Consider the following 24,612-nt stretch of genomic DNA (forward strand, 5'->3'; position numbering starts at 1 on the left):
TCGATAAAAAAAGTTGTTTTACAAAGAATTTAAATTTGCGAATTCGCGGTCCATACTATGATAAATCCTTTCACGGACGAATATTTTATGAAAAAGGCGCTGCAGGAAGCCCAAATGGCTTTTGATAAAGAAGAAATTCCTGTTGGCGCCATCATTGTCATTGATAATAAAGTAATTGCTCGGGGTCACAATTTAACTGAATTACTCAACGATGTTACGGCGCATGCTGAAATGCAGGCGATTACTGCTGCTGCGAATTATCTAGGTGGAAAATACTTAATTGGTTGTACACTTTATGTGACATTAGAACCTTGCCAGATGTGCGCTGGCGCTTTGTACTGGAGTCAGATTTCGAAAATTGTTTTTGGCGCAACCGATGAAAATCGGGGTTTTACAAAAATGGGCACACAATTGCATCCTAAAACAACTGTTGTCAGTGGAGTTCTGGCGAATGAAGCTTCAGAGTTGATGAAGCGATTTTTTGTAGAGAGAAGAAAATAATTTTGTTTACGGAAACGCCCTAGCCCAGATTACTTCATTTAATATTTATTTTTCATAGGAATTCAGTGAACTTCGTTTGAAGTGAAAATCCTTTCTAGTTCTGAACTTGTTTCAGGATCCTGAAACAAGTTCAGGACTAGAAAGATTGTAACGTATAGCTGGAAATAGCTCCTGAAAATTCTAAAAAAAAGGTATAAAAAAACCGCCAATCTCACGAAAGGCGGTTTTTATTCTGAATTTATTTCAGAATCTATTCTATAATAACATTTTCTTTTTTATCGTAGAAATGATATTCTAAATACGTGTAAGCGTCACGAGGTATGATTTTCACCCATTTTTTATGTTCAAGAAACCATTTTGAACGTAATGATGGAAAACCTTTACTGAGGTATGCAGCCACAAATGGATGTACATTAAGGACAACGTCTTTGTGGGTTTTTAAAATTCGTTCTAAATCAAAAGCGATTTTATCAATGATTTGAATTGGCGCTTCAATTTCGCCGCTTTCATTGTTTGGATCTTCTTCTCTAGTTTTAATGTTTACTTCGGGTCTTACTCTTTGTCTTGTAATTTGAACTAATCCAAATTTGCTCGGAGGTAAGATCTTGTGTTTCGCTTTATCGTCGCTCATTTCTTCTTTCAAGAAGTCGAACAAAACTTTACGATTTTCAGGATTTGACATATCGATAAAATCAACTACAATGATGCCACCCATATCACGAAGACGCAATTGTCTTGCAATTTCGGCAGCTGCAATCATATTCACTTCCATGGCAGTATCTTCCTGGTTGGTGGCCTTATTAGAACGGTTTCCGCTGTTTACGTCTATGACGTGTAAGGCTTCAGTATGTTCGATAATAAGATAAGCCCCTTTACTCATGGATACTGTTTTTCCAAAAGAAGTCTTGATTTGTCGCTCTATGTTGTATTTCTCAAAAATAGGTGTGTCTTTTGATTGATAAAACTTAACAATTGATTGTTTGGATGGTGCAATTTCTTGCAAATAATCCTTTGTTTGGTTGTACAACTCTTCATCATCAATTTGAATACCGCTAAAGGTATCATTAAATACATCTCTTAATATTGATGAGGCTCTGTTGAGTTCTCCCAATACTTTTGACGGATGATGAGCAGTTGGTAATTTTTTACACATTGCAGTCCATCTGCTAAGCAGGTTCTGCAAATCTTTTTCTAATTCGGCTGTATTTTTGCCTTCGGCTACTGTGCGAACAATAACACCAAATCCTTTTGGTTTGATGGATTGTACTAATCGTTTCAAGCGTTCTTTTTCTTTTTTGTCTTCTATTTTTTGTGAAATAGAAACGCGGTCAGAAAACGGAACCAAAACTATAAATCTTCCGGCAAGAGAAAGCTCAGCGCTAATTCTTGGCCCTTTTGTAGATATAGGTTCTTTGACGACTTGTACTAAAACAGACTGATTGGAGCTTACTACATCAGTAATAGTACCATCTTTATCTATTTCTTTTTCAAACTGAAAGGTTTTTAGGGAGAAATCTTTTAATTTACCTGCGCTTACAAGTTTTATGAATTTCAGTTGGGAAGATAAATTTGGACCCAAATCGTGATAATGTAAAAAAGCATCTTTTTCGAAGCCTACATTCACAAAAGCAGCGTTAAGTCCCGCAACGGGTTTCCTGATTTTGGCAATAAAAATATCACCAACCTGGAAGTTGCTTTTTTCTTCTTCTTTGTGTAATTCAATTAGTTTTCCATCTTTTAATAAGGCAAAATCTACGGCTTCAGAACTAGATCTAATGATTAATTCTTTATTCACACGGTAAATTTTTTATCTATTCGCGACAGCGAACAAATGGATTAAACAATATTTTAACAGGTATTGTACCCGGGGAGATTCTAGATTTCTGAGTTTTGATTCTTGATTTTAGATTTTTAAAATCTGCAATCTTAAATCGGTAATCAACAATCTTAAATCTCAATTTCAATGAACGTTTAAAAAAGAAAAAAGTAGTTTAAAACTACTTTTTCTTTTTGTGACGGTTAGCTCTCGCTCTTTTTTTGCGTTTGTGCGTTGCTACCTTATGTCTCTTTCTTTTTTTACCACTTGGCATGTCTTGTAGATTTTATGATTAATTAATATTGTTATTTTGCTTCGTTATTTGTTTTCACTCCTTCTACAAAAACTTTTGCAGGTTTAAATGCAGGAATGTTGTGTGCAGGAATTTTTATTGTGGTATTCTTGGAAATATTTCTTCCTGTTTTTTCTGCTCTAGTTTTTACTATAAAACTTCCAAAACCTCTTAAATAAACATTGTCTCCAGTTTCTAATGAATTTTTTACTTCATTCATAAAAGTCTCTACAGTTGCCTGTACATCTCCTTTTTCAAGACCTAATTTTTCTGAAATTTTTGCTACGATATCTGCTTTCGTCATTTTCTTTCCTATTTATAATGTTGTACTGTTTTTTGAGTTTGCAAATATAGGAATTTAAAAAACAATTATTCAAGCTAATTCATTAAATTTTAATCACATAAACTTTTACTTTTGCTAACAAATAATTAAAACATGATTTTTTCTAACGCGTTAATACAATGGTATTTGCAAAATAAACGTGATTTGCCCTGGAGGAATACCACGAATCCGTACGCTATTTGGCTCTCTGAAATTATGTTACAGCAAACTCGGGTTGCACAGGGAATGCCTTATTTTTTATCTTTTACCACCGCTTTTCCTACCGTTTTTGATTTGGCAAAAGCCAATGAAGAACACGTTTTGAAACTGTGGCAAGGTTTAGGATATTATTCCAGAGCGCGAAACTTGCATAAAACTGCGCAGCATATTGCTTTTAATTTATCGGGAATCTTTCCCGGGAATTATAATGATTTATTGCAGTTAAAAGGAGTGGGAGAATATACAGCAGCTGCCATCGCTTCGTTCTCTTATAATGAAGCCGTTCCGGTTGTTGATGGAAATGTGTTCAGGGTTTTATCGCGTTATTTCGATATCAATACGGATATTGCTCAGGCTTCCGCCAAAAAAGAATTCGCTGCACTGGCTTTCGAACTTATGCCAAAAGATAATCCGGCTACGTTCAATCAAGCCATTATGGAGTTTGGAGCAATGCAATGCATTCCTAAAAATCCTAATTGCGGCAGTTGTGTTTTCAACGAAAGTTGCGCCGCTTTACAAAATAATAAAGTCGATCAGTTGCCTGTAAAGTCCAAAAAACTAAAAGTGAGGATCCGATACTTTAATTATCTGGTTGTTGCCGATGAAATGGAAAATACCATTATTCAGAAACGAACGGACAAAGGAATTTGGCAGAATCTCTATGAATTTCCTTTGATCGAAACAGAAAAAGAAGAAGATTTTAATTATGTTAGTGAATCTGTTCAAGATGATTATTTTAAAGACAATACTGTCATCAGCATGTTAGAATACAACGAAAAAAGTATCATTCATAAATTGTCACACCAGCATTTACACATCAAGTTTTGGAACGTAAAAGTAAAAGGAACCATTGAAAACGGAATTGATGCGGAAACTTTGAGAACTTTTCCTTTTCCAATTGTAATTCATAATTTTATTGAAAAGAATTTAAGTACGGAAAGACTTTTGATTTGATTATTCGTAGGTTTTTTCTATCTTTAGAGCTTTTAAAACCCAAAATAAGAAATTCCTTTGAGAAAACTACTCCTATTAATTGCCACGCATTTTGTAGCAATCTCTTTAGCACAAACGCCAGAAAGTAAAGCAGAGACAATTAAGAAAAATCAAGAAGCCATTATTGAGGAATTCGTTACCATTTGTGCCCAAAAATACAATTACAATTACAATATGGCTGAATGGCAGGCCTGTTTGGATGAAGGATTAAAAAAAGACAGCACAGTTGCTTATTTGTGGCAGCAAAAGGCGATGCTATATTTTAAAGCAAAAAAGTATGAAATAGGGATGCGGTACATTGATAAAGCGGTGCAATATAATCCTGAAAGATGGCAGTCCTACAGAGCTTTTATCAAATGTATTTTTGCCAAAACCTACAAACAAGCCATTTTAGACTTTGAAGATTGTCAAAAACGTTTTGGTAATGGTTACGTGATGGATCATACCTATGGGTTTTATATCGGCTTGTCTTATTTGCAACTTAATGAGTATGCAAAAGCCGAGCAGCTTTTTAAGGAATATATAGATGATATTTTTAAAAACAGACAAGGATTAGAGCATCCGACAGTTCTATTTTATCACGGAATTGCAAAATATGAACAGAAAAAGTTGGATGAGGCTATCGTAGAATTTAATAAAGCCTTGAAAATAGATCCCAATCTCTCGGATGCAAAATATTACAAAGCCATTTGTTTAGCAAAACAAGGAAAAATTGAAGAGTTTAAAATACTGGTAAAAGAAGCCCAGGAAGCTGGGAAATTAGGTTATACAATTAACGAAGATAATACTGTTTATGAAACCTATCCGTATCAGATAAAATGGAAATGATATTGAAACAGTACAGAAAACAAAATTAAATTTTTTAAAAAAGTTTTCTAAAAAATGTACCTTTGATATAAATACCAAATCCTAAAATGAACGGAACATTAAATAAGGTTATGCTAATTGGTTTTCTTGGCGATGACATCAAAATGCATTATTTCGACGGAGGCAATTGTATCGGAAGATTTCAGTTGGCAACAAACGAAGTGTATATCAACAAAACTACGAATGAAAAAATCACTTCTACAGAGTGGCATAATCTGGTAGTACGCAATAAAGCGGCTGAACTTTGTGAAAAATACCTTTCAAAAGGCGATAAAATATACATCGAAGGACGAATTAAGTCCCGTCAATGGCAGTCAGAGGATGGAAGCACAAAACACACCAGTGAAATTCAGGTAACCGAATTCACTTTTCTTACAACCAAAAAAGACAGTGAAAACAACAGACAAATTCCTGTAGCTGATGTTGCTAAAAACACTAATTTTGACCCAGAAAATAATGTCCTGCCTATTAATGACTTGCCATTTTGATTGTTTAATTAATCTTAACTAATTTGGACCCAGAGCCCAGTTTATTTTTTGCGTACGCTATTGATACTAATGGAGTGATTGGCTTTACAGGAATAGTTGTTTTGCTATTTTGTTCGGCATTAATCTCAGGTGCTGAAGTAGCCTTATTTTCCTTGTCACAAAAGGATATTGATGAAACAGTTCAGGAAAATAACTCCAAAGGAAAAATTATTGCTAAACTTTTAGAAAAACCAAAAAAACTGCTGGCGACACTTCTCGTCGCTAACAATTTCATCAATATTTCTATAATACTGTTGTTTTCATTCGTTGGGAAAACTATTTTTTCGGGAGTAACGGTGCCACTTTTAAAATTTATTCTGGAAGTGCTGACAGCCACTTTTTTGATTTTATTATTTGGAGAGGTCTTGCCTAAAGTATATGCCAGCAGAAACAATACAAAATTTGCCAAGCTTGTTGCGTACCCCGTTGCTTTTTTGGATAAATTGCTTTCGCCAATAAGTTTGCCACTTCGCGCTGCCACAATTTATTTGCATAATAAATTAGGAAAGCAAAAAACAAATTTTTCTGTTGATCAGTTGTCTCAAGCCTTAGAATTAACAGCTTCAGATGAAACTTCGACCGAAGAGCAAAAAATTTTGGAAGGAATTGTAAGTTTTGGAAATACCGATACGAGGCAAGTGATGAGTCCTAGAATCGATATTTTTGCTTTAGAAATAGACGAATCTTTTTCTGTTATTTGTCCCAAAATCATAGAAAAAGGATATTCCAGAATTCCGGTTTATCGAGACAATATAGACCAAATAGAAGGCGTTTTGTTTGTCAAAGATTTACTTCCGCATATTAATACAAATGAATTTGACTGGAAATCATTGTTGCGAGAACCTTTCTTTGTTCCTGAAAATAAAAAACTGGACAATTTACTGAAAGACTTCCAGCGGATGAAAAGGCATTTAGCGATTGTAGTTGATGAATATGGTGGAACGTCAGGATTAGTGTCACTTGAAGATGTCATTGAAGAAATTGTAGGGGACATCAGCGACGAATTTGACGATGAGAATCTTAATTTTTCTCAAATAGACGATAGGAATTACCTTTTTGAAGGAAAAATAAACCTTAAAGATTTTTACAGAATAATTGATGTGGACGAAGAACTATTCGAAATAAAAAAAGGAGAAGCCGAAACACTGGCTGGTTTTATTCTTGAAATTTTAGGAAATTTTCCAAAAAAAAATCAGAAAATTTTATTCGAAAACTGTGTGTTTACAATAGAATCAGTTGATCAAAAAAGGGTGAAGCAAATAAAAGTAACTATTGAATAATCCTTTCTACAGTTCCCTCCGAATGAAAAGGAATCAATGAAAGATTAAATAAATTTAGTATAGAAATGTTAAAAAGAATAATCACTTTTTCCGTAATAGTAATAATGTCAGTGTTGAGTTTTAGTTGCAAAGACGATAGTATACCAAAACCAGCAAGCTATTTGCGATTGGATTATCCGGAAGCCAAATATGTAAATTTTGAAAATGAATGTCCTTTTACTTTTGAAATGAATTCAGATGCCATTATTAAAAAAGACACAGATTGTGGTTTTACGATTATGTACCCAAAAATGAAAGCAACTATTTATCTTACCTATAAACCAGTTGCTCAAAATATTACAGAACTGCTGCGTGATGCGCAAAAATTGACTTATGAACACGTGATAAAAGCGGATGATATCCTGGAGCAACCGTATTTAAATTCAGATAAAAAAGTCTATGGCATGTTTTACAAGGTAGAAGGAAATGCTGCTACAAACTCCCAGTTTTACGCTACAGACAGTACGAAGCATTTTATAACAGGCTCTGTTTATTTTTATGCAAAACCCAATTATGACTCTATTATGCCGGCGGCGAGTTATATCAAAAATGACATGCAGCGACTGATGGAAACCTTGAAGTGGAAATAATATTGTATAAAAAAAGCATTCGCTAGTAATCGAATGCTTTTTTATACAATTTGAAAGTTTGAATTACGACTTCATATTTAAAACTTTGTATGTTTTCCCGTCCGCAACTGATTCGATAACTTTAGTCAATTTTTCGGGAGTTTGAACTGTTTTGTCAAAAGTTACTTTGGCTAATTTTGTGTCGAAATTTACCGTTGCTTCTTGAACACCATCCAGCTTGGTCAAATCTTCTTGAATCGTTTTGGCACAACCGATGGCACATGTCATTCCTTCTACGGTAAAACTAGCCGTTTGAAGATTGGCAGCTGCGATTTCTTTTTTAACTATTACAGTGGTCGTTTCGGTAGTTTCGTTTGAAACAATTTCAGTTGATTTCTGTTTACAGGCTACCAATAAAGAAGCTGCAAGTGCTACCGTTACGATTGATTTTTTCATTAGGATCTAAATTTAAAAGATTAAAAGCGTATTTCTGAAATGCAAAATTAATTAAAAAAAGGAGGACTAATTCATAAAATAATTACAATTTTGGGGCAAAAATTTCTGTATGGAATCGAAGCAATTAAAATGGGTGTATTTGACAGTTCTTGCCTTGGTTTGGGGAAGTTCATTTATATTAATAAAAAAAGGGCTAATTGGTTTAACAGCGCTGCAACTGGGATCATTGCGAATTATTTTTGCAGCTGTTTTTTTAGTGTTGATAGGTTTTAAAAGTGTATCTAAAATCCCTAGGAATAAATGGAGATACATTGCCTTAACATCTCTATTTGGCACATTTGTACCTGCATACTTATTTGCGATTGCTCAAACCGAAATTGATAGTTCTGTGAGTTCTATTTTGAATTCTCTGACCCCATTAAATACGTTGATTTTAGGCGCTTTGGTTTTTGGGTTGCAGTTCAAAAAAAATCAAATTTTTGGTATTCTAATTGGTTTAATAGGAAGCGCCTTGTTGATTTTGAATGGCGCTATTCATCATCCGGAACAAAACTATTATTATGCTATTTTGGTTTTAATAGCTTCAATATGTTACGCGGTTAATGTGAATTTAATTAAGAAATACTTGCATGATTTGAGTCCGTTGAGTATTACTACCGGTAATTTTATGGTGTTGTTGATGCCGGCATTCATCATCTTGTTTTACTCCGGTTTTTTTGACGTGGCATACGATGTGAAAGTACAGGAATCAGTTTTGTTTATCATAGTTCTTGGAGTAGTAGGAACGGGAATTGCCAATATTCTGTTCTTTAAATTAATCCAAATGTCTTCTCCTGTTTTTGCCACTTCAGTAACCTATTTGATTCCTGTTGTTGCTTTTTGTTGGGGATTATTAGACAATGAAATGCTTACGCAAGTTCAGTTTTTTGGTGCCTTTATTATTTTAATCGGAGTGTATTTGTCGGCTAAAAAATAGCGTCTAAAACTTTATAAAACAATTAAGGCTGCCTAAAAAGACAGCCTTAATTCCGTATTTCAAATTTTGATTATTGAAAATCAGCATCTAAAACACCTTCATTAATTTTCACATCAGATATTTTTATATCCAATTCAAATCCTACATTTTGGATGATGTTAAAAGGAATTTTAACCCCTTTCACTTCTTTGTAATCCGCATAATTTGTAGTTTGAGTGATGCTTTGACCACCTTGTTCTACTACTTTAGATTCTGCCAGTTTTAGTCCCGAAGTCACATCGTAATAGAATGTTGTTTTTTCATTTTTTACAGCGTAGGCGTCTTTTCCATTGATTGTTTCAATACCGCTCAATACCAATCCTTCTTTTTTAGAAAGTAATAATTCTTCAAAAGTCGTCGCGCTTGCTTTCATGGTGGCAAGTGTCGTTCCTTCGATGTTTTGACGCTGTCCTTGTTGCATTACGTAAGCTCCTTTTTCATTTACGACCTGTTTCATCAAGCTCATGGTTCCCATCGCTAATTCAACCATTAATTTGCCTTTAACGTCAATTTTTGACGTAAAATTTAATGGAGAAGGCGCTTGTGGAATAGTAGTTGTTCCGGTCATCGCAATTGTTTTAACTGCAGAAGCTGCTTTTTCTCCACCAATTGCTTTGATGTAATTGTCAATCACTCCTTTTGCAGTTACGCCAGCGGGAATGTCTTTTTTGAAAACTGGTTTTTCTAATGGATTTCCGTATTTGTCAAAGTAAAACATTGGGATTTTTAGTTTTTCTAAAGTGGGAATTACTTCCGATCCTTTTCCGGCAATAATGATGCGTTTATTGTCTAATAGGAAATATTTGTTAGCTGCACGAAGTACATCATCGGCAGTTACCGCATTGATAGTTTTAATATAGTTTTCATAAAAATCTTTTGGAAGATCTTCTGTCTCTATATTTAAGGCATAACGGGCAATTGATTGTGGTTTTTCTACCTGCATTACAAATCGCCCTATGTAACCCGCTTTAGTGTTGCGCAGTAATTCCTCACTTACTTTCTCCGTACGTATTTTTTTTATTTCTTTGATGAATTCAACTACTGCGCTATCTGTAACTACGTTTCTTACGGCTGAAGTCGACCTTAATTTAGTCACATATTTTCCGCTTCCTATTACGGAACTGGCGCCGTAAGTCCATGCGTGGTGTTCTCTCAAATTCATATTAAGGTAACTATTGAAGTCACCGCCAAGAATAGAAGTGGCAATTACAGCAGGGAAGAAATCAGGATCACTCATTTTTAAATTCACAGTGTTCACTAATGAAATCTCTGATTGAACAGCATTAGGCACGTCGACAAAATTGATTTGAGTAAACGGTACATTTTCTGGAGCCGCGTAAGTCAGTTTTGGCGTGTTTCTTTTTTGCCATGATCCAAATAGTTTCTCTACAATTGGTTTTGCTTCTTTGTATTTAATGTCTCCAATAATTACTAAATAAGCATTCTCGGGAACAAAATAATTGGCATAGTTGGCTTGAATATCCGCAAGCGTTACGTTTTTAATTGTTTCTTCGGTCATGTATTCTCCAGAAGGATGGTTTTTTCCAAAGGCAAGTGCGTCAACAACTCTGTTTGCAATTGCAGCAACACTTTTTTCTTGCGATTTTAGTCCCTCTAATAGTTTCGCTTTTTCTTTCTCGAATTCTTCTTGTGTGAAATTGGGATGTAAAGCTCCTTCTGCCATCAATTCCAAGATTCGTTTAGAATATTTGGAAAGGGTACTTGCATAAGCGCCATGCGAATTAAAATTAAGATCAGCTCCTAGAAAATCGATTTCTTCATTGAAAACATCTTTTGCTAGTTTTTTACTTCCGTTTCCTATCATGCTGCTCGTCAAGTCATCGACCCCTTTTTTATTGCCCTCGGCATAAGGAGCATTGTCTAGCGAAAGACTGAAACTAACTTTTGGCAGTTTGTGATTTTCAACAATCATGACCTTCAAACCGTTTGACATAACAAAAGTTTGTGGTTTTTTAATGTTTACTATTGGGGAAGCTCCCGGTTTGGGTTGTGTGCGCTCTTGTGCCTGCATAATTCCTGTTACCAACAAAATGAATAATAATATATTTGTTTTTTTCATGATTTAAAATGTCTTAGTTTTTAACCTGTTCTGTGGAAGGAATATAATCCAAAAGCAATCTTTGGTTTGGATTCAAATATTTTTTTGCTACCTCTCTAATTTCCTCACGAGTAATAGAATGTAAAAGTTCTATCTCGGTGTTTATTAAATTGATGTCTCCGTAAAGCATATAATAGGTTGCAAGATTTTCTGCAATTCCTTCTACATTTGCATTGGCATTCACAAAATTATTATCAAACTTATTTTGTAATTTTTGGAAATCTTTTTCAGAAATTAATTCGGTTTGAATTTTAACAATTTCTTCATCAATTTCTTTCAATACATCGGCAGCGGTATTTGTTCCCATTGGTAAACCGTACAAGATATACATTCCGTAATCTTCCTGACTAAAACCTACGGCACCTATTTGTAATGCCATTTTTTTCTCGTCAACGATTTTTTTATACAATTTAGAGCTTTTCCCATCACTTAAATAAGAAGAGATGAAATCCAATACTCTGGCATCTCTAGTTTTCATTGATGGTGTTCTGTATGACGCAACTAACATTGGAATCTGGATGTTAGCATCCTGATACGTTGCTTTTATTGTTTGAGTAATTGGTTCTTCAATAAAAGTTTGTTTCGTTACATCAGTCCCTTTTTTTATTGGTCCAAAATATTTCTGAATCCATTCTTTGGCCTGGTTTTTTTCGAAATCACCGGCAACGACTAAAACAGCGTTATTTGGAATGTAGAACTTTTTATTAAATGCTTTAAATTCTCCCAAGGTTGCGGCATCTAAATCTTTCATGGAACCAATGGTAGTCCATCGATACGGATGATTTTTGAACATGTTTTCTTTGACAACCGTAAGAATGTTGCCATAAGGGCGATTGTCAAAACTGGTTCTTTTCTCCTCTTTTACGACTTCATTTTGGGTGTTAACACCAATTTGATTGATTACAGGATGCATTAATCTTTCGGATTCCATCCAAAGGGCTAATTCTAAATTATTAGAAGGAAATACTTCATAATAATATGTTCTGTCATCCGAAGTGTTAGCGTTATTTGTTCCTCCGTTTGCACTTACAATTTTCATCCATTCACCGCGTTTAATGTTTTCGGTTCCTTCAAATAATAAATGTTCAAAGAAATGGGCAAAACCAGTTCGGTCTGGTTTCTCGTCTTTGGAGCCCACATGATACATTACAGAAGTTACAACTACAGGCGCAGAAGGATCGTTGTGTAAAATGACGTGCATGCCGTTGTCTAAATTATACTCTTCGAAAACTACTTTTTGAGCCGAGGCTACTCCACCAAGCATGAGCGCTGTGCTTAAGGCCATTATTGATTTTTTCATATTGGATTAATAATTTTTTATTTACTATAAGTACCGATAAAGGGGGTATTGTTACACCAAAAATACTACGCACTAAAACTTTAACAATTGTTCGCTTCAAATTTTCTCAATTAACTTCAAAAGTATGATAAATAAGGGTGTTAGGTTCAGTAAATATTTTTTGTTTTATGAATTGCAGGTTAGATATTTAATTGTATATTTGCAACCTTAAAAATTATTAAAACAATTCAGTATGTATGCAATCGTAGAGATAGCAGGGCAACAGTTCAAAGTAAGCAAAGACTTAAAGGTTTATGTTCACCGTTTGACTAATGAAGAAGGTTCAAAAGTTTCTTTTGACAAAGTTCTTTTATTAGATGATAACGGAACAATCACTTTAGGCGCCCCAGCTATAGAAGGTGCTTCAGTAGAAGCCAAAGTGTTACAACACTTAAAAGGAGATAAAGTTATCGTTTTCAAAAAGAAAAGAAGAAAAGGATACAAAAAGAGAAACGGTCATAGACAATATCTTACTCAAATTGTAATTGAAGGTATTACTGGTGTTGGTGCAAAAAAAGCAGCTCCTAAAAAAGCAGCAGTTGAAGCAACTACAGAAGAAGTTGAAGCTCCTAAGAAAAAAGTAGCTAAAGCTAAAAAAGAAGATACACAAGAATAATAACAAAATAAAACTAATACGTCATGGCTCACAAGAAAGGTGTCGGTAGTTCGAAGAATGGTAGAGAATCAGAATCAAAACGTTTAGGTGTTAAGATTTTTGGTGGTCAAGCTGCTATTGCTGGGAACATCATCGTAAGACAAAGAGGTTCAAAACACAATCCAGGTGAAAACGTTTACATCAGTAAAGATCACACACTACACGCAAGAGTAGATGGAGTTGTTTTCTTCCAAAAGAAAAGAGATAATAAATCGTATGTTTCTATCCTTCCATTTGAAGTTGAAGCATAATTGATTTTATCAATTAGTACCAAACCCGTTTCTTTCGAAACGGGTTTTTTTGTGCCAAATAAACAATTGTATTTGACTTACTTTCACTCAGCTCTCGCAAATCGGAATAACGGATTAGTAATATTCAATTTTGTTATTATTAAATAAAACTATGTTTTAATTATTTGTTAATGAGCTAGTTAATAAAAAAAGTATTCTGACAGTTTTTATCTTTTGTGTTAAAGTTCCTATCGGTTATGTTTTTTATCGGATAAATTCGAAGTCTAACGATGTTTTATATGTTTCAATATATTATGGTCATTTGTTTGTTATCTTTAGTCATTATTTTGAAAACGTGATTGTAGTTATTTGATAAAATAACTATGAAAATTAATAAAATAACTTGGTTATTGATCTCAGTGATAAGTTGTTTTTGTAGCGTTGATGCTTCAAATTTTTTTTGAATTTGATACTATTTCTGTAAGTTGCACTCCCCAATGTGTAAATTTCAGGTTTTAGCCTATTTATTGGTTTGCAAATTTTTTTAATTGAGTTTTTTAAATTTTTTGATGTTGTGCCCAATAGAGTGTTTTTTTAATATTTGAGTTCTTCATAAATGTAATTTTTGAAGTTGTCCCTCGCACTGTAAATTGCATTTCTCCAATGTGTAATTTTTCGGTTTTCTTCCTACTTTATTTATTATGAGATTTAATGGAAATTGATAACGTATTCTATTAAATCGTGTTCTACTAAAAATAGTTGTGATTTGCCACGTTTCATTTGGCAAGTCATTAGAGTATAATTTATTTAAATATAAAAAGACTGTGGTTGATGTTTAGTTAAACAAGCAGACTTTGCAAATCAATTTTTAAAGGAGTATTCAAACTAAATCTTAGATATCGTGAAATCAAATTTTACCCTTTTTTTACTGGCATTTTTAATCTTTGTTGGTAATGTAAATTCGTATTCAAATGGTGTTAAAATTGACCCTCCAAAAGTGTCAATTTTAAGTAATGGAATTGTTCAAGTATGTCCAACCCTTGCAGTAACAGCCACTGTTGGAACAGCGATCAGCTGTACCGGCGGAACAACCACGTTGACAGTGAGTGCAACGGGTGGTGCTTCTCCCTATACCTTTAGTATAAATGGTGGAGCGTTCCAGTCCTCAAACATCTTTACCAATGTAACGGCAGGAGCTTATGTGATCATCGCCAAAGATGCCAACGGATGTTTGGGATCTACAGCAACAATAGCGGTGATTCTTAGCGTACCGGCAGCACCGGTAGCGGCAATGGTGACCCTAACGCAGCCAACTTGTTCTCTGCCAACTGGAACTATTACGGTTAGCGCTCCAATAGGTACTGGATTGACATACAGCATCAATGGTATTAATTATCAAAGCACTCTTGTCTTCGCTAATCTTGCAGTGGGCAGCTATAACGTAACGGTAAAAAATAGCGCAGGTTGTATCTCTACAGCAACAGTAGCGGTGATTCTTAGCGTACCGGCAGCACCGATAGCGGCAACAGTGACCCTAACGCAACCCACCTGTCTATTGGCTACGGGAACCATTACGGTTACCGCTCCAACAGGTACTGGATTGACTTTCAGCATCAATGGCAGTACCTATCAAAGCAGCAATATCTTCACTGGTCTTGCAGTGGGCAGCTATAGTGTAACGGTAAATAGTGGTGGATGTATTTCCACAGCCACAGTAGCGGTACTTCTTAGTGCACCGGCACCAAGGGCAGCCATTGTTTATGCAGGAGCGTCATTATGTACTACAGAGACTATGGCAGCCGTAACCTTAACTGGAACGGGAGGTGGAACATTTACTTCTTCACCTGCAGGATTAACAATTAATAGCGCAACGGGATTAATAACACCAAGTGCGAGCGTTGTAGGTACGTATCTAGTAACTTATACCATTGCGGCGAGTAGAGGCTGTCCGGCAGCAGTAGCTACCACATCAGTATCAATTGAATCTTGTAATGTTGCAGAAGGTTGTACTTTGGGATACTGGAAAAATCACACCAATAGATGGTGTTCAACCTATACCCCTTCAATGTTGTTTGGTAGTGTGTTTGTAAATGCACCATCTAGTCTTGCTAATTTAACTTTATTACAAGCTCTAAATTCACATGGCGGAGGTATTTATAATTTAGCTCGTCAAGGGGTGGCCGCTTTATTGAATGCTTGTAGTGAGGAGGTTGATTATCCAGCACCTTATTCTAGTAATCCTCAATTAGTGGTAAATGCTGTTAATGTGGCATTTGTTACTGGAAATAAAGCACCAGGAACGTTAGCAACTCAATTGGATATTCTTAATAATTCAGGTTGTCCTTTAGGTGGAACTAGTGCAACAACGAAATCTCCTGACATGAAAGTTACTGTAGCTCCAAATCCATCTTCAACTGATTTTGGGTTGTTTATTACACCTTTAAGTGATGAACCAATCACAATAAGAATAGTAGATATACATGGAAGAATCATACGTCAATTTAATTCAGAACCTAAAGAGAATATTCGTTTTGGAAATGAATTGAGTGACGGAATGTATTTTATTGAAGTAATTCAAGGAGCTAAAAGAAAAATAGTTAAAGCTCAAAAATTATAAAGCAACAATTAATTTATTTACAAGGGGTAATGAGATAAAATCTTGTTACCCTTTTTTATTAAATGTAAAGAGGGTAGGTGTATAATTCTGGTAACCTTTATAAAAATCCGATTGTAAAATCTATAAGTTTAATACAAACAAAAAACCCTCACATTTCTGCAAGGGCTGTATCTTAGTACTTAGTAGCACATTCTTACTACTAGTATCTGTAATATTCTGGTTTGAATGGACCTTCAACTGGAACACCAATGTAATCAGCTTGATCAACACGTAACGTTTCCAATTCAACACCTAATTTAGCTAAATGTAACATAGCTACTTTCTCATCTAAATGTTTTGGTAACATGTATACGTCATTGTTGTATGCCGCGCTGTTTTTCCACAATTCGATTTGAGCTAGCGTTTGGTTTGTAAATGAGTTACTCATTACAAAACTTGGATGACCTGTAGCGCAACCAAGATTTACCAGACGACCTTCGGCAAGGATAAGAATATCTTTTCCGGCAATCGTATATTTGTCAACTTGTGGTTTGATTTCAATTTTTGATGCACCGTGGTTTGTGTTCAACCAAGCCATATCAATTTCGTTGTCAAAGTGTCCAATGTTACAAACGATAGTTTTGTCTTTCATTTTTTCGAAATGAGAACCTAAAACGATATCTTTATTTCCAGTAGTGGTAATAATAATATCAGCAGTAGCAATAACTGTGTCTAATTTCTTTACTTCAAAACCGTCCATTGCAGCTTGTAAGGCGCAAATTGGGTCAATTTCAGTAACCGTAACAATAGAACCAGCACCTCTAAAAGAAGCAGCAGTTCCTTTACCTACGTCACCATACCCACAAACGATTACTCTTTTTGCGGCAAGCATAATATCAGTTGCACGACGAACCGCATCAACTGCTGATTCTTTACAACCGTATTTGTTGTCAAATTTCGATTTTGTAACCGAGTCGTTTACATTAATTGCCGGCATTGGCAATGTTCCCGCTTTTACTCTTTCGTACAATCTGTGAACTCCTGTAGTAGTTTCTTCAGATAATCCTTTAATTCCAGCAACCAATTCTGGGAAACGGTCAATAACCATATTAGTCAAATCTCCACCGTCATCAAGAATCATGTTTAGTGGTTTTCTGTCTTCCCCAAAAAATAATGTTTGCTCAATACACCAGTCAAAATCAACCTCGTTCAAACCTTTCCAAGCATAAACTTGAATTCCTGCAGCAGCAATCGCAGCAGCAGCTTGATCTTGAGTAGAGAAAATGTTACAAGAACTCCAAGTCACTTCAGCACCTAGAGCGATAAGTGTCTCAATCAAAACCGCAGTTTGAATTGTCATGTGCAAACATCCAGCAATACGAGCACCAGCAAGCGGTTGTTCGTTTTTATATTCCGCACGAAGCGCCATTAAACCTGGCATTTCAGCTTCAGCTAGTTCAATTTCTTTTCTTCCCCAAGCCGCTAGAGAAATGTCTTTTACTTTGAAAGCCACAAAAGGCGTAGTTGTAGTACTCATTTATAGTATATTTGTAAGTGTAAAATTTTTTGCAAATTTACGTAATAACTTTAGAATTTTACTGTTTTCTAAAAGATTTATGAATTGTTTAATTCGCTAATCTTTTGAACATTAACTAAATAATTTTTTTAAACTGTACTTATTTCAGTTTTTGAAGCTATTTCCCGTTATCCGCTATATCTTTTTCTACGCTAAAAAAAGCGTAAAAAAAGGATGCCGCTGCTACCGGGGCTAAAAAACGAAACCTAATCACGATGCCACTTTTTAAAATCATAAATTTCAATTCTACAACTAAAATCCTCGTTTGGAAAGTAACCGAATCCGTTACCGAATTGTTAGAACAAGTGGTGTTAAACAATAGCAATCGCATCCGGCTCGACGGAATGAAATCTGACATGCACCAGCGCGCCTTTCTCAGTGTTCGCAAGTTATTACAGGAAACGAACCACACGGATTTAGACTTATATTATGATGAATTAGGTAAACCACATCTTCATGGAGAACAGCATATTTCGATAACACATTCCCATAATTTTTCGGCAATTATCATCAGTGATGAAACCGTAGGAATTGATATTGAATTGCAAAGAGACAAAATCATTGGGATCGCCGATAAATTCTGTAACTCAGAATTTCAATTCCTAGATCGGAATGATGATGAATACGTACGGAAATTAACGGTAATTTGGGGTGCGAAAGAAGCCATTTTTAAAATTCGAAACGAAAAAGGAATTAGCTTCAAAGATCATATAAATGTTCAATCATTCGAGTTAAATGTTAAACAAAATAATGCTAAACTTCATTTTTCTAATGTAGTAAAGGATTTCAATATTCATTTTGAAGAAATAGAAAATTTCACTCTAGTTTACGCCTTCGAAAATTAAAAACAAACCGCAAATTAGCGAATTAGCGGTAAAACTTATGACGAACCTATACAGCCAAATAATAAAAGCCAAAACGAATAACCAAAAATTACTGGCTATCCTTCTCGACCCCGACAAATTAGTTTTAGAAAACCTAAATCTTTTAATTTCAAAAATAAAGCAATCGCCTGCGACCCATATTTTCATTGGCGGAAGCCACGTTACAACTACTATTCTTGACGAATTAATTATAAAAATTAAACAAAACTGTAATTTACCAATCGTTCTTTTTCCTGGAAACCCATCCCAGATTTCAGATAAAGCCGATGCAATTTTGTTTCTGTCTTTAATCTCAGGACGGAATCCCGACTATTTAATAGAACATCAGGTAAATGCTGTTCCACTTTTGAAACAAACAAATTTAGAGGTAATCCCGACTGGTTACATTCTGATTGAAAGTGGCAATGAAACCGCAGTAGAACGCGTTAGTAAAACCAAGCCATTAGACCGCAATAATATTGATTATATAATTCAAACCGCGCAAGCTGGCGAAATGTTAGGAAATAAGCTGATTTATCTGGAAGCAGGAAGCGGTGCAAAACAAGCCGTGCCGTTAGAAATGATTGCATTAGTTTCTCAAAAAATTGAAATTCCAGTACTTGTTGGTGGCGGAATTGTAGATTTACAGGGAATTCAAAAGGCTTGTGATGCAGGAGCTGATTTAGTAGTTATAGGGACTGCTTTTGAAAACGATATGAATTTTTTTAATCAATAATTTAAGATTGACTAATGATAGAATATTTTTTTTCTCAGTATAGAGATTACCCAACATTCGATATTGTTCTAGAAATTGTGGCAGTTATATTTGGTTTATTAAGTGTTTGGTACGCTAAAAAAGACAATATTTTGGTTTTTCCAACGGGATTAGTGAGTACATTTATTTATGTTTATTTACTTTGGAAATGGACTTTGTGGGGCGATATGATGATCAACGGGTATTATTTTGTGATGAGTATTTATGGTTGGTACCATTGGACCAGAAAAAAAGAGGATACGGTTGAGTTCCCAATTTCAAAAATTTCGAGTACTGAAAAACGAATTGCGATAATTCTTTTTATATTTACGGTCGTTTTTGTGGTTTCGGTGTATCAATATTTTGATAAATTCACCACTTGGTATGCTTACGTAGATACATTTATCACAGGGATTTTCTTTGTAGGAATGTGGCTCATGGCCAAAAGGAAAGTAGAAAACTGGGTATTTTGGATTATTGGAGATGTAATTTCTATTCAATTATATTTTTCAAAAGGATTTACTTTTACAAGTTTTCAATACATAGTATTTACAATAGTTGCCGTTTTTGGCTATTTAGAATGGAAGAAAATCTCAGACAACTCTCAAACGGAGTTACAAAAATAATTAAAATTGCGTTGTTTGGTCCCGAAAGTACAGGGAAAACCACATTAGCAAAACAACTCGCTGAACACTACAGAACAGAATGGGTTCCTGAATACGCACGAGAATATCTGCAAGAAAAATGGGATATAAACCAGCAAATTTGTGACGTTGACGACATGCTTCCTATTGCTTTAGGGCAAACAAAATTAGAAAATGAAAAGGCTTTAATCGCTAATAAATACCTTTTTTGTGATACTAATTTATTGGTGACTAAAGTTTTTTCAGAAGTATATTATGACTATTGTGATCCATTATTAGAGCAAGCAGCTCTGGAACATCAGTACGATTTGTTTTTTCTAACGGATATCGACGTTCCGTGGGAAAAAGATGATTTAAGAGATCGTCCTGAAGAAAGAAAATCTGTATTTGCAATTTTTAAGCAATCCTTAATTGATAATAAAAAACCATTCGTAATTCTTTCCGGCGATAAAAAATTACGATTGAAGAAAGCTGTTGCTATCGTCAATGATTTGTCAAAAATCAGAGAAATGGGGCTTTCTTCTCTTGATTATATTCAAATTTATAATAAAGGAATTCCAATAAAAAATATTCAGCAACAGCTAAGTTTTTTTACGAATGGGATAACAAGGAGTACACTGGTGGAATCGGCAACTTTATTGAATGGTATTTTAAAATTATCAGATAATGATTTTAGACTAAAAGCAGCGTATTTTGAAGCCAATAAATCCAGTTTAAAATTGGAGAAATTTGTTCCTGCATCGGGAGCGGCAAGTAGAATGTTTACGTTTTTAAGTACCTTTTTGAATGAATTTGATGTCGAAAATGAAAGTATCAACGCTTACATCAACAGGAAAAAAGATGCTGAATTATCGATTTTTATAGTTGGCATGGATAAATTTCCTTTTTTTGCAGCAATTGATAAGCAACTTAGAGAGGAGTTTACTGATTTTAATTCTTTAGATAATAGCGATAAAAATTATTATTTTATAAAACTACTTTTAGCTCCGGAATACTTTGATTTTGCCGGTAAGCCAAAAGCAATTCTGCCTTTTCATAAATACAAAACACACATTGCAACTCCTGTTGAAGAACATTTGAATGAATGTGTTCATTATGCAAATTCAAATTTACATTTTACTGTTTCTGAATCACATCAAAAACAAATTGAAAGTGTTATTGATGACATTAAAAATAAAATAGAAAATAAATCCGGCACTGTAATACACACCAGTTACTCCTATCAAAATGAGAGTACAGATACTCTTGCTGTAGATTTTGAAAACAAGCCCTTTAGAGATGAAAATGGTACGTTATTTTTTAGGCCGGGTGGGCATGGCGCATTGATAGAGAATTTAAACAGTCTTGATGCTGATATTATTTTTATAAAAAATATTGACAATATACTCCAAAACAACATTCAGAAAATTGCTTTATATAAAAAAGCATTGGTGGGAATTTTAATAGAATTACAACAGCAAGTATTTAAGTATTTACATGCTATTGATGCGGAGGAAATTCAACAAGAGGAAAGTGAAGAAATTTTACTTTTTTTAGCCGAAAAATTAAATATTAGAATCCCTAGCCGTTTTTATACGCTAAGTTTTGAAAACAAAATAATTGAAATCAAAGCTATTTTGAACAGACCTATCAGAGTTTGTGGAATGGTAAAAAATGAGGGTGAAGCAGGAGGTGGCCCTTTTTGGGTAAAAGATAAAAAAGGTTCCATTTCACTGCAAATTGTTGAGAGCTCCCAAGTAGATTTATCAGATGATAACCAAAGAAAAATAGTGAATGCTTCCACGCATTTTAATCCTGTTGATATCGTTTGTGGAATCAAAAATTATAAAAATGAGAAGTTTGATTTGGCTCAATTTGTAGACCACAATAGTGGTTTTATAGTAGAGAAAACTACTTTTGGAAGGGATTTTAAATCCTATGAATTGCCTGGTTTATGGAATGGCGCCATGGCAAAATGGATTACCGTCTTTGTCCAAGTGCCTTTGATTACTTTTAATCCGGTAAAAACGGTCAATGATTTATTAAAACCAGAGCATCAGCCGTAATAATCATATTGAAACAATCCTGAAACTTCGGGACAGCATAAATGGAAAACCAAAAAATCATATCGGAGTTAAGTTTTAAAGCCGTTCGCAGTAGTGGCGCCGGTGGTCAAAATGTAAATAAAGTTTCTTCAAAAGTCGTACTGACTTTTGATTTGAAAAATTCTCAGGCTTTAACTGACGAAGAAAAACTTTTGGTTGAAAGCAAATTATCTTCTAGGTTAACAACTGATGCTGTTTTAATCTTGAATTGTGATGAAGACCGAAGTCAGTTTAGAAATAAGGAAATTGTAACCAAACGATTTTTGGAACTTATAAAAAACGCATTGCATATTCCTAAAGAGCGAAAACCGACTAAAATTCCAAAATCAGTTATTAGAAAACGAATTAAGAATAAAAAAAACATGTCTGAGGTTAAGAAAAACAGGAGAAAACCTAATTTGGAGTAAGTGTTTTATTTTTATTTTATAAAATTTAAAACTTTAAACAAAAAAAACTACTTTTGCGCTGTCTCAAAGGGGTGCTTAAAATCTGGATTTATTTCAGATTCTGAATCAAGTTCAGAATAAAGCTGAGATTATACCCAAAGAACCTGGACAAGTAATGTTGTCAAGGGAAAAAATGACAAACAAATAGCGTGCACACTACTTTATTTGTCATAGGAAACAATCATTTTTTAATTTAACAAAAGAATAATTCCCCCTTTTATTCGTAATCTTTTTACGAATGAATACTTTATTTTATTTTATTGGCCGCAAAGGCACAAAGACGAAACCCTCAAACTTACTTAGGATTCGCCTATTTTCTCTTTTCTTTTCTCTCTTTTCTTTTCTCTCTTTTTCTCAAGTCAAAGACACTACAGAAGTAAACCAACTTGATGAAGTCTTAATTTCAGCAATTCGTGTTACTTCAAAAACGCCAGTTAGTTTTAGCAATTTAGATAAAAAGGAAATCAAATTTCGAAACTTAGGACAGGATATTCCTATCCTGATGAATTATTTGCCGTCAGTTGTAACGACTTCTGATGCTGGAAATGGAGTAGGGTATACCGGAATTCGGGTTCGTGGTAGCGATGCAACAAGAGTGAATGTCACTATCAACGGAATTCCTTACAATGATTCTGAAAGTCATGGAACCTATTGGGTAAATATGCCGGATTTTGCCTCATCGCTGGAGAGTTTGCAATTGCAACGTGGTGTGGGAACTTCTACGAATGGAGCAGGAGCTTTTGGTGCCAGCTTAAATATGCTTACCGATAATTTTGCCAAAGAAAGCACAGGAGAAATCTCGAACTCTTTTGGAAGTTTCAATACTAGGAAACACACGGTAAAATTTAGTACAGGTTTGATGAACGATCATTTTGAAATTGCAGGACGCCTGTCCGCTTTGAATTCAGATGGATATGTGGATCGCGGCGCATCTGATTTGAAATCCTATTTTCTTCAAGGGACTTATGTAGGGAAAACAACGTTAATCAAAGCATTGGTTTTTGGAGGTACTGAAAAAACGTACCAATCTTGGAACGGAATTGATGGCGACATGCTGAACAGTGACCGAACGTTTAATTCAGCAGGAGCGTTTACGGATGAACAAGGAAATGCTCGTTTTTATGACAATGAAACCGATAATTACCAGCAAGATCACGCTCAGTTGCATTGGAACGAAAAAATATCTGAAAACTGGAGTACTAATTTTGCTTTGCATTATACCAAAGGAAAAGGATTCTATGAAAATTATAAAGAAGATGCTGATTTAGCTGATTATGGATTAGAGCCTGCTGGCGCAATAACAACTACGGATTTGATTCGTCAAAAATGGTTGGACAACGATTTCTACGGAACTACATTTTCTGCAAATTACAAGAAAGATAAACTGGATGTGATTTTTGGTGGCGGATGGAATAAGTATGAAGGCAGTCATTTTGGAAAAGTTATTTGGGCACGATTTGCTTCGCAGAGTGAATTAGGAGATCGTTATTATGATGATTATGCCGTTAAAACGGATGGGACTGTTTTTGCCAAAGCCAATTATCAAATTACAGCGCAATTAAGTTTATTTGGAGATTTACAATACCGCACGGTTAACTACAAAGCTAACGGCGTACAGCCAACAATTGTAGATGACACTTTTAATTTTTTTAACCCCAAAACGGGATTAACCTACGCAATCAATTCTGGGAATTCCGTGTATTTTTCATACGCCAGAGCCAATCGCGAACCGAATAGGAGTGATTATGAAGGCGGAAACGTAAAGCCAGAGAAACTGAATGACTTTGAATTGGGTTGGAGATATAGTGCAGAGAAAGTAAAATTCAACTCAAATGTGTATTATATGGCCTATAAAGACCAATTGATTTTGACAGGAAGTTTAGATGATGTAGGTGCTCCAATACGTTCCAACAGCGAAAAAAGCTACCGTTTAGGACTGGAAGTTGATGCTACAATAGCATTGACAGACCAATTGATTATTCGTCCTAATTTTACGTTGAGTGCCAATAAAAATATTGATTTAGCAGTTGAAGGTCAGGATTATGGAACTACGGATATCGCATATTCACCATCAATTATTGCGGGAAATATTTTGGTATACACACCTGTAGAGAATCTTCATATTTCATGGTTGCAAAAATTCGTTGGGGAACAATACATGAATAACATTGAATTGCCGGCAGCAAAGTTGGCAGATTATTTTGTGAATGATTTGAACGTTGCGTATGAGTTTAAACCAAAATCGGTTTTTAAATCAATTATTTTGACAGGTTTAGTGAATAATTTTTTAGATAAAAAATATGTTTCTAATGGATACATGTATGATGTGTATCCGTATTATTACCCGCAAGCGGGAATTAACTTCCTTGCCGGTTTGACGCTAAAGTTTTAGAATGTTGTTTTAACTATA

General features: G+C 34.7%; 22 protein-coding genes. 16 read left to right on the top strand and 6 right to left on the bottom strand.

What is annotated here, in order from left to right:
- The first annotated feature begins 57 nt into the window (after positions 1–57).
- Positions 58–501, top strand: coding sequence for a nucleoside deaminase (locus ACNQGJ_RS03170; protein WP_417970149.1), 444 nt, complete (start codon positions 58–60; stop codon positions 499–501).
- 250 nt (positions 502–751) lie between these two features.
- Here the strand turns inward: ACNQGJ_RS03170 and ACNQGJ_RS03175 are convergent, their stop codons facing one another.
- Positions 752–2,296, bottom strand: coding sequence for an Rne/Rng family ribonuclease (locus ACNQGJ_RS03175; protein ID WP_417970147.1), 1,545 nt, complete (start codon positions 2,294–2,296; stop codon positions 752–754).
- A 326-nt stretch (positions 2,297–2,622) separates the two neighbouring features.
- Positions 2,623–2,913: an HU family DNA-binding protein gene (locus ACNQGJ_RS03180; RefSeq protein ID WP_066080765.1), complete on the bottom strand. Its 291-nt coding sequence runs from the start codon at positions 2,911–2,913 to the stop codon at positions 2,623–2,625.
- Positions 2,914–3,045: 132 nt separating this feature from the next.
- Between ACNQGJ_RS03180 and mutY the strand changes: the two genes are divergently transcribed.
- The 5 genes from mutY (at position 3,046) to gldD (ending at position 7,446) form a co-directional block, all read left to right on the top strand.
- Complete coding sequence (gene mutY, locus ACNQGJ_RS03185; protein WP_417970144.1) at positions 3,046–4,104, top strand: A/G-specific adenine glycosylase; 1,059 nt, start codon at positions 3,046–3,048, stop codon at positions 4,102–4,104.
- Positions 4,105–4,161: 57 nt separating this feature from the next.
- Positions 4,162–4,971, top strand: a complete 810-nt coding sequence (locus ACNQGJ_RS03190; RefSeq protein ID WP_417970142.1) for a tetratricopeptide repeat protein — start codon at positions 4,162–4,164, stop codon at positions 4,969–4,971.
- An 86-nt stretch (positions 4,972–5,057) separates the two neighbouring features.
- Positions 5,058–5,498: a single-stranded DNA-binding protein gene (locus tag ACNQGJ_RS03195; protein WP_417970140.1), complete on the top strand. Its 441-nt coding sequence runs from the start codon at positions 5,058–5,060 to the stop codon at positions 5,496–5,498.
- Between the two features lie 23 nt (positions 5,499–5,521).
- Positions 5,522–6,817: a gliding motility-associated protein GldE gene (locus tag ACNQGJ_RS03200; protein ID WP_417970138.1), complete on the top strand. Its 1,296-nt coding sequence runs from the start codon at positions 5,522–5,524 to the stop codon at positions 6,815–6,817.
- Positions 6,818–6,882: 65 nt separating this feature from the next.
- Positions 6,883–7,446 carry a gliding motility lipoprotein GldD gene (gene gldD, locus ACNQGJ_RS03205; RefSeq protein ID WP_417970136.1) on the top strand — a complete coding sequence of 188 codons (564 nt, stop codon included), beginning with the start codon at positions 6,883–6,885 and terminating at the stop codon, positions 7,444–7,446.
- Positions 7,447–7,509: 63 nt separating this feature from the next.
- On the opposite strand, the gene ACNQGJ_RS03210 is transcribed toward gldD, so the two are convergent.
- Complete coding sequence (locus tag ACNQGJ_RS03210) at positions 7,510–7,881, bottom strand: heavy-metal-associated domain-containing protein (RefSeq protein WP_417970134.1); 372 nt, start codon at positions 7,879–7,881, stop codon at positions 7,510–7,512.
- A 109-nt stretch (positions 7,882–7,990) separates the two neighbouring features.
- Between ACNQGJ_RS03210 and ACNQGJ_RS03215 the strand changes: the two genes are divergently transcribed.
- Positions 7,991–8,857, top strand: a complete 867-nt coding sequence (locus tag ACNQGJ_RS03215) for a DMT family transporter (RefSeq protein ID WP_417970132.1) — start codon at positions 7,991–7,993, stop codon at positions 8,855–8,857.
- Positions 8,858–8,927: 70 nt separating this feature from the next.
- Here ACNQGJ_RS03215 and ACNQGJ_RS03220 read toward each other — a convergent pair whose 3' ends face one another.
- The gene (locus tag ACNQGJ_RS03220) at positions 8,928–10,976 is read right to left on the bottom strand and encodes a M16 family metallopeptidase (protein ID WP_417970130.1); all 2,049 of its coding nucleotides are present in this window, start codon (positions 10,974–10,976) and stop codon (positions 8,928–8,930) included.
- 13 nt (positions 10,977–10,989) lie between these two features.
- Positions 10,990–12,315, bottom strand: coding sequence for a M16 family metallopeptidase (locus ACNQGJ_RS03225; protein WP_417970128.1), 1,326 nt, complete (start codon positions 12,313–12,315; stop codon positions 10,990–10,992).
- A gap of 232 nt (positions 12,316–12,547) precedes the next feature.
- Between ACNQGJ_RS03225 and rplU the strand changes: the two genes are divergently transcribed.
- The 3 genes from rplU to ACNQGJ_RS03240 all read left to right on the top strand — a co-directional run bounded on the left by rplU (position 12,548) and on the right by ACNQGJ_RS03240 (position 15,856).
- Entirely contained in the window at positions 12,548–12,970 is a 423-nt protein-coding gene (gene rplU / locus ACNQGJ_RS03230; RefSeq protein ID WP_131990334.1) for a 50S ribosomal protein L21, read from the top strand.
- 23 nt (positions 12,971–12,993) lie between these two features.
- Entirely contained in the window at positions 12,994–13,260 is a 267-nt protein-coding gene (gene rpmA / locus ACNQGJ_RS03235) for a 50S ribosomal protein L27 (RefSeq protein ID WP_035669638.1), read from the top strand.
- A gap of 880 nt (positions 13,261–14,140) precedes the next feature.
- Positions 14,141–15,856, top strand: coding sequence for a T9SS type A sorting domain-containing protein (locus ACNQGJ_RS03240; protein WP_417970126.1), 1,716 nt, complete (start codon positions 14,141–14,143; stop codon positions 15,854–15,856).
- A gap of 199 nt (positions 15,857–16,055) precedes the next feature.
- On the opposite strand, the gene ahcY is transcribed toward ACNQGJ_RS03240, so the two are convergent.
- Positions 16,056–17,372, bottom strand: a complete 1,317-nt coding sequence (gene ahcY, locus ACNQGJ_RS03245) for an adenosylhomocysteinase (protein WP_417970124.1) — start codon at positions 17,370–17,372, stop codon at positions 16,056–16,058.
- A 254-nt stretch (positions 17,373–17,626) separates the two neighbouring features.
- Between ahcY and ACNQGJ_RS03250 the strand changes: the two genes are divergently transcribed.
- The 6 genes from ACNQGJ_RS03250 (at position 17,627) to ACNQGJ_RS03275 (ending at position 24,594) form a co-directional block, all read left to right on the top strand.
- Positions 17,627–18,256, top strand: coding sequence for a 4'-phosphopantetheinyl transferase family protein (locus ACNQGJ_RS03250; protein WP_417970122.1), 630 nt, complete (start codon positions 17,627–17,629; stop codon positions 18,254–18,256).
- A gap of 37 nt (positions 18,257–18,293) precedes the next feature.
- Positions 18,294–19,010: a phosphoglycerol geranylgeranyltransferase gene (locus ACNQGJ_RS03255; protein ID WP_417970120.1), complete on the top strand. Its 717-nt coding sequence runs from the start codon at positions 18,294–18,296 to the stop codon at positions 19,008–19,010.
- Positions 19,011–19,024: 14 nt separating this feature from the next.
- Positions 19,025–19,654 (top strand): nicotinamide riboside transporter PnuC, encoded by a 630-nt coding sequence (pnuC, locus tag ACNQGJ_RS03260; RefSeq protein WP_417970118.1) that lies wholly within the window; start codon positions 19,025–19,027, stop codon positions 19,652–19,654.
- Positions 19,609–21,717, top strand: a complete 2,109-nt coding sequence (locus tag ACNQGJ_RS03265; RefSeq protein WP_417970116.1) for a DUF4301 family protein — start codon at positions 19,609–19,611, stop codon at positions 21,715–21,717. Before pnuC ends, ACNQGJ_RS03265 begins: the two co-directional genes overlap by 46 nt.
- A 41-nt stretch (positions 21,718–21,758) precedes the next feature.
- Complete coding sequence (arfB, locus tag ACNQGJ_RS03270) at positions 21,759–22,163, top strand: alternative ribosome rescue aminoacyl-tRNA hydrolase ArfB (protein WP_417970114.1); 405 nt, start codon at positions 21,759–21,761, stop codon at positions 22,161–22,163.
- Positions 22,164–22,440: 277 nt separating this feature from the next.
- Complete coding sequence (locus ACNQGJ_RS03275; protein WP_417970112.1) at positions 22,441–24,594, top strand: TonB-dependent receptor; 2,154 nt, start codon at positions 22,441–22,443, stop codon at positions 24,592–24,594.
- The last annotated feature ends 18 nt before the right edge of the window (positions 24,595–24,612 follow it).

Origin of the sequence: Flavobacterium cryophilum, from assembly GCF_048286555.1 — a bacterium.
GTDB lineage: Bacteria > Bacteroidota > Bacteroidia > Flavobacteriales > Flavobacteriaceae > Flavobacterium.

Excerpts from the sequence above, each read along its gene's own strand:
- ACNQGJ_RS03170 (WP_417970149.1), top strand. The coding sequence starts at position 58 with ATGATAAATCCTTTCACGGACGAATATTTTATGAAAAAGGCGCTGCAG.
- ACNQGJ_RS03180 (WP_066080765.1), bottom strand. The coding sequence starts at position 2,913 with ATGACGAAAGCAGATATCGTAGCAAAAATTTCAGAAAAATTAGGTCTT.
- mutY (WP_417970144.1), top strand. The coding sequence starts at position 3,046 with ATGATTTTTTCTAACGCGTTAATACAATGGTATTTGCAAAATAAACGT.
- ACNQGJ_RS03195 (WP_417970140.1), top strand. The coding sequence starts at position 5,058 with ATGAACGGAACATTAAATAAGGTTATGCTAATTGGTTTTCTTGGCGAT.
- gldD (WP_417970136.1), top strand. The coding sequence starts at position 6,883 with ATGTTAAAAAGAATAATCACTTTTTCCGTAATAGTAATAATGTCAGTG.
- ACNQGJ_RS03210 (WP_417970134.1), bottom strand. The coding sequence starts at position 7,881 with ATGAAAAAATCAATCGTAACGGTAGCACTTGCAGCTTCTTTATTGGTA.
- ACNQGJ_RS03215 (WP_417970132.1), top strand. The coding sequence starts at position 7,991 with ATGGAATCGAAGCAATTAAAATGGGTGTATTTGACAGTTCTTGCCTTG.
- ACNQGJ_RS03220 (WP_417970130.1), bottom strand. The coding sequence starts at position 10,976 with ATGAAAAAAACAAATATATTATTATTCATTTTGTTGGTAACAGGAATT.
- ACNQGJ_RS03225 (WP_417970128.1), bottom strand. The coding sequence starts at position 12,315 with ATGAAAAAATCAATAATGGCCTTAAGCACAGCGCTCATGCTTGGTGGA.
- rplU (WP_131990334.1), top strand. The coding sequence starts at position 12,548 with ATGTATGCAATCGTAGAGATAGCAGGGCAACAGTTCAAAGTAAGCAAA.
- rpmA (WP_035669638.1), top strand. The coding sequence starts at position 12,994 with ATGGCTCACAAGAAAGGTGTCGGTAGTTCGAAGAATGGTAGAGAATCA.
- ahcY (WP_417970124.1), bottom strand. The coding sequence starts at position 17,372 with ATGAGTACTACAACTACGCCTTTTGTGGCTTTCAAAGTAAAAGACATT.
- ACNQGJ_RS03250 (WP_417970122.1), top strand. The coding sequence starts at position 17,627 with ATGCCACTTTTTAAAATCATAAATTTCAATTCTACAACTAAAATCCTC.
- ACNQGJ_RS03255 (WP_417970120.1), top strand. The coding sequence starts at position 18,294 with ATGACGAACCTATACAGCCAAATAATAAAAGCCAAAACGAATAACCAA.
- pnuC (WP_417970118.1), top strand. The coding sequence starts at position 19,025 with ATGATAGAATATTTTTTTTCTCAGTATAGAGATTACCCAACATTCGAT.
- ACNQGJ_RS03265 (WP_417970116.1), top strand. The coding sequence starts at position 19,609 with ATGGAAGAAAATCTCAGACAACTCTCAAACGGAGTTACAAAAATAATT.
- arfB (WP_417970114.1), top strand. The coding sequence starts at position 21,759 with ATGGAAAACCAAAAAATCATATCGGAGTTAAGTTTTAAAGCCGTTCGC.
- ACNQGJ_RS03275 (WP_417970112.1), top strand. The coding sequence starts at position 22,441 with ATGAATACTTTATTTTATTTTATTGGCCGCAAAGGCACAAAGACGAAA.